At 44.4% G+C, this 5136-nt stretch carries 4 protein-coding genes; all 4 read right to left on the reverse strand.

Annotation, left to right across the window (positions count from 1 at the left end):
* Positions 1-279: 279 nt before the first annotated feature.
* Positions 280-2298, reverse strand: a complete 2019-nt coding sequence (uvrB, locus tag JK188_RS16260; RefSeq protein ID WP_036949781.1) for an excinuclease ABC subunit UvrB — start codon at positions 2296-2298, stop codon at positions 280-282.
* A gap of 624 nt (positions 2299-2922) precedes the next feature.
* On the reverse strand, positions 2923-3597 hold the full coding sequence (bioD, locus tag JK188_RS16265) for a dethiobiotin synthase (protein WP_211884954.1): 675 nt from the start codon (positions 3595-3597) through the stop codon (positions 2923-2925).
* Positions 3590-4405, reverse strand: a complete 816-nt coding sequence (bioC, locus tag JK188_RS16270; RefSeq protein WP_211884952.1) for a malonyl-ACP O-methyltransferase BioC — start codon at positions 4403-4405, stop codon at positions 3590-3592. Before bioC ends, bioD begins: the two co-directional genes overlap by 8 nt.
* Positions 4383-5136, reverse strand: a 754-nt coding sequence (locus JK188_RS16275; protein ID WP_211888673.1) for an 8-amino-7-oxononanoate synthase, incomplete at its 5' end; no start/stop codon positions are given. The genes JK188_RS16275 and bioC, both read right to left, overlap by 23 nt.

A 5136-nucleotide genomic window follows, 5' to 3' on the forward strand; every position in this document is an offset into this window, starting at 1 on the left:
GCTCATAAAGCCTTTAAAGGTTGAATCATGAGGAGCTACAATTGATTGGGTCGCCATCTCGGCCTCGTTTTGGTTCGGAAGATGGCGAGATACTAACCAATTTTTTTGGGAGAGTGAGAAAAAGTTAGTCCTAATTAACGAGAATTACTTGATAGATTAACTCATTGCTTTTATTGAAATTACTTACTTATTTCATTCATAAAAAAGCCCCTTAAACTGTGAATTACAGCGTTAAGAGGCTCTTAATAAATTAGCGTATTTTTTAACGATTATTAAAAATTACGAATTGGCGATAAATTGGTTCCGTAGCGTTTGTAACTCATCGCGAACCCGCGCAGCGGCTTCAAATTCCAGATCTTGAGCATGTTTATACATCTGCGCTTCCAATTGAGAAATACGCTGCTCCAGCTCTTTCGTTGACATGGATTGAACATTAAGCAGAGATTCATCTTTGATGCTCTCTTTACCGCGCCCTTTGCCTTTACCGCCGACTTTATGGCCAATCTGGAGGATATCCCCCACTTTCTTATTCAAGCCTTTAGGCGTGATGCCATGGGCTTCGTTAAACGCCATCTGTTTGGCACGACGTCGTTCTGTCTCAGCAATCGCTTTTTCCATGGAGTTAGTGATCCTATCCCCATATAAAATGGCTTTACCGTTCAAGTTACGCGCCGCACGACCGATAGTTTGGATCAGTGAACGTTCTGAACGTAAGAAACCTTCCTTATCAGCATCAAGGATAGCCACCAGCGAAACTTCTGGCATATCCAAACCTTCTCGCAATAAGTTGATCCCAACCAGCACATCAAATTCACCGAGACGTAAATCACGGATAATTTCAACGCGCTCCACTGTGTCGATATCTGAGTGTAGATAGCGTACTCGCTCCCCATGCTCTTCTAAATATTCGGTGAGATCTTCCGCCATGCGTTTGGTTAAGGTGGTGACCAGCACGCGCTCCTGTTTCTGAACGCGAATACGAATTTCAGATAGCAAATCATCCACCTGCGTTGCCACCGGACGCACTTCAATCAGCGGATCAAGCAGCCCTGTCGGCCTAACCACCTGCTCAATCACTTCCTGCCCTGATTTATCCAACTCGTAATTACCCGGTGTCGCAGAGACATAGATAGTTTGAGGTGCTAAAGCTTCAAATTCTTCAAAGCGCATTGGGCGGTTATCGAGAGCAGAAGGCAGCCGGAAACCATACTCTACGAGAGTCTCTTTACGAGAACGGTCACCTTTATACATCGCGCCAATTTGAGGGATAGTGACGTGAGACTCATCCACAACTAGTAACCCATCTGCGGGCAAATAATCAAATAAGGTTGGCGGTGGCTCGCCCGGTGCGCGACCCGAAAGATAACGTGAATAGTTTTCAATGCCGGAGCAGTAGCCCAACTCATTCATCATTTCCAAGTCAAATTGAGTGCGCTGAGTGATTCGCTGCTCTTCCAGTAGCTTATGATTCTCTAGCAACACTTTGCGCCTATCGGCTAACTCGACTTTAATATTTTCCATCGCCTCAAGAATTCGTTCTCTTGGCGTCACATAGTGAGTTTTAGGGTAAACGGTAAAACGTGGTACTCGATGTTGAATAGCCCCAGTTAACGGATCGAATAACGATAATCGCTCCACCTCATCATCGAAAAGTTCAACTCTTAATGCATATTCATCAGATTCTGCTGGGAAAATATCAATCACTTCACCGCGGACGCGGAAAGTCCCTCGCGTAAATGCTTGGTCATTACGGGTATATTGCAAATCTGCGAGGCGGCGCAAAATAGAGCGCTGGTCAATGATCATGCCGTCAGTCAAGTGCAGCATCATTTTTAAGTAGCTATCTGGATCACCCAACCCATAAATTGCAGAGACCGATGCCACTACAATGACATCACGACGCTCAAGTAAAGCTTTGGTTGCAGACAAACGCATCTGCTCGATATGTTCGTTTACCGAGGCATCTTTCTCAATAAAGGTATCTGAGCTGGGGACATACGCTTCAGGCTGATAATAGTCGTAGTAAGAAACGAAATACTCCACTGCGTTCTCAGGAAAAAAGGCTTTCATTTCGCTGTAGAGTTGTGCGGCCAAGGTTTTGTTATGCGCCATCAACATCGTTGGGCGATTTTCTTGCGCGATAACGTTGGCAATTGTAAAAGTTTTACCCGACCCCGTAACCCCTAACAAGGTTTGATGAGCAAGACCATCTTCTAACCCTTCTCTTAATTTACGAATCGCCTCAGGCTGATCGCCTCCCGGCTGAAAATCAGAATACAGTTTAAAATCCTTGCTCATAGTTATGCCTCTTTAATAATCTCTCGCCTATGATACTGGATAAAAAACCAGCTTCAAGTACTGGCGATAAATTTCCTTTTTATGAGGTTGAAATCTGTTTACGAAAATGTTATCCCCAAAATAAAACTTGACCTTTTTGAAAGTAGATATTTTATGCTTTTCGACTTTTAGGCTTTAACGCAAATCTAAATAGAACGCTTGCTTTTATTTAACTAATTGTATTTAAACAAAATTACACAAAAGCCCAGAATCACATCAAATAAAGGCAAAGCCGCTTGTCACCTAGCATCAGAATGGTTTTTGAATGTTAATTCACAAGGTTATCCACAGAAATAGTGGATAACTCTGGAAGCCCTTCCGCCTCATGCACTCCCGTAGCATGCCCATTTTACGGTTTAGCGATAAAATGACAGAAATATGGCGAAATGATGAAAGTGTTTTTACTCTCCATTCGTGACAAAAGAAAAATATTCTGTTTTTTTACGGAAACTACTTAGTATTTTCCCGATGAAACTTGACAAAAAAAGGATCTTTAACGTTAAAAAAGATCGGCAAAAACAAGTAAAAGGCGTACTCCCGCCACACCTAATTGTCTAGCGGGTTTACTAAGATTTTTAAGGGATCTTAAAGGGAAGAAAGGTCTAAATATTGCCCTAAAGAATCAGTAGATTGGCTTTCAATATGCGGGATGATCCCTAAGCATGGCGCATCGATCATCCGCTTCAGTGCAGTGAGATATTCTTGTTGATAAATGCCCGCAGGTTCCACTTCATTCGCAATCCAGCCAACTAAAGATAACCCAGAGGCTTTCACAGCTTGCGCAGTTAATACCGCATGGTTAATACACCCAAGCTTCACACCTACCACTAAAATCACGGGTAACCGCTGTTCAACCACCCAATCTGCGTAGGTTTGTTCGGCAGATAATGGGGTATACCAACCGCCTGCTCCTTCCACTAACACCCATTCCGCCTGTGCTTGTAGCTGTTTTAGTCCTTGAGTCATCACGGAAAACTCAATGGACTGCCCAGTTTTTTCACTGACAATGTGAGGTGACGTCGGCGCTTCAAAAATGATGGGATTAATTTGCTCATAAGGTACTACGACGCGGCTATTCGCTTGAAGCTGTAGTGCATCGCTATTACGCAAACCTTGTGCGGTCATTTCGCTACCAGAAGCTACTGGCTTATATCCTACGGTTTTTAGCCCTTGCAGATTAGCTGCTTGTAACAATGCACAGCTCGACATGGTTTTGCCAATTTCGGTATCCGTTCCGGTTACAAAATACGTTTTAGTCACGATAAATAATTCCAAATACAGTTTGATAGGTTAATGGCAGCCCTTTCTCAGTACTTGGATATACTGAGCTGAGTTGCTGCAAACGCTGACGAGTCATCAGCCCCGCTTGGCGACCCGCAGTTAAGTGAGTTGCGCCTATTCCCTTCACTGAATTAAGTAATTCAATGAGGTTCGAAAAATAGAGAGTGTCCGCTTGTTGATAAAGTTGGCTACGCCAACCCTGACAGCTCTTAACAATGTTTGAGTAGGATAAAAAACGGTTTACATGAGGGGAATCATCCAACGCTTTCCAAGCCGCCGAAAGCTCGCCAAGGGAGTGCTCCGCTAAGGTGGTAAAACCGATAATTCCTCCTGGCTTTGTCACGCGGTATAACTCACCCAGAGCATGAGATAAATCATCGCACCACTGAATGGCCAAATTGGAAAATACCCAATCAAAGCTGGCATCCTCAAAAGGAAGTGTGTCCATATCTCCACACACATAACGGTGTGCCGCTTGCTTGTTTTGCGCGACATCCAACATGCCCGTAGAAAGGTCGAGCGCCGTGACATATGCACCACGCTGTTTGATTATTTGGCTAAAAAATCCTGTTCCACAGCCCGCATCTAGTACTTGTTGAGAAAATATAGGCGTCTCTATTGTCCTATGATTTTCCAGCAGGCTAAGCAGCTGCTTACCGCTATTTTGTTGATAGCTAGCCAGAGAATCATAGCGCGAAGCAGCACGCCCAAATGCCGAAGCTATCTTGGCTTTCTCTCTAATATTTCGCGATAAACTTGCCTCATCATGACACAAAGACAAACTCATTGAGTACCTCCAATAATTTGTCGATATCGTCTTGCTGATGAGCAGCACTTAGCGTCATACGTAATCTGGCACTCCCCGGTGGAACCGTTGGCGGTCTAATTGCTTGAACCCAAATGCCTTTCTCGCGCAAAAATTGTGATAACTGCAAACTCTTTTCGTTATCCCCGACAATCAGCGGTTGGATAGCCGTATTTGAATCCACTAGATGCATATCCGGTAAATTAAGCTGACGCCTAAAATAGCGAATATTGCGCTGTAATTGAGCTCGCTGCTCGTCCGCTTGTTGAATTTTTTCTACCGCCGCCGAGATAGCAACGGCTTGAGCTGGAGGCATTGAGGTGCTGTAAATAAGGTGGCGAGCCGCTTGAATTAAAAAGTCCGCAGTGCGTTCATCACACAACACCGCTGCCCCGCTAACGCCAACGGCTTTACCAAAAGTGGCCACGAGAATATCGGGCTTAATACCATATTTATCACAGCTCCCACGCCCTTGCTTGCCCCAAATCCCAAGTCCATGAGCATCATCCACCATCAACCATGCATTGTGAGCGTGAGACAGGGTTTGTAATTCATCAAGTGGCGCACTGTCCCCATCCATGCTGAACACCCCTTCAGTCACTACTAACGTTTTCGATGTATGGGGTTTGCTGATTAATTTCTCTAAGGAATCAACGCTATTGTGACTAAAGCGCCGTAACTGGGCTTGGGAATGCATTGCCCCTTCTAACAAA

It is taken from the genome of Providencia sp. JGM181 (genome assembly GCF_018257375.1).
GTDB lineage: Bacteria > Pseudomonadota > Gammaproteobacteria > Enterobacterales > Enterobacteriaceae > Providencia > Providencia lanzhouensis.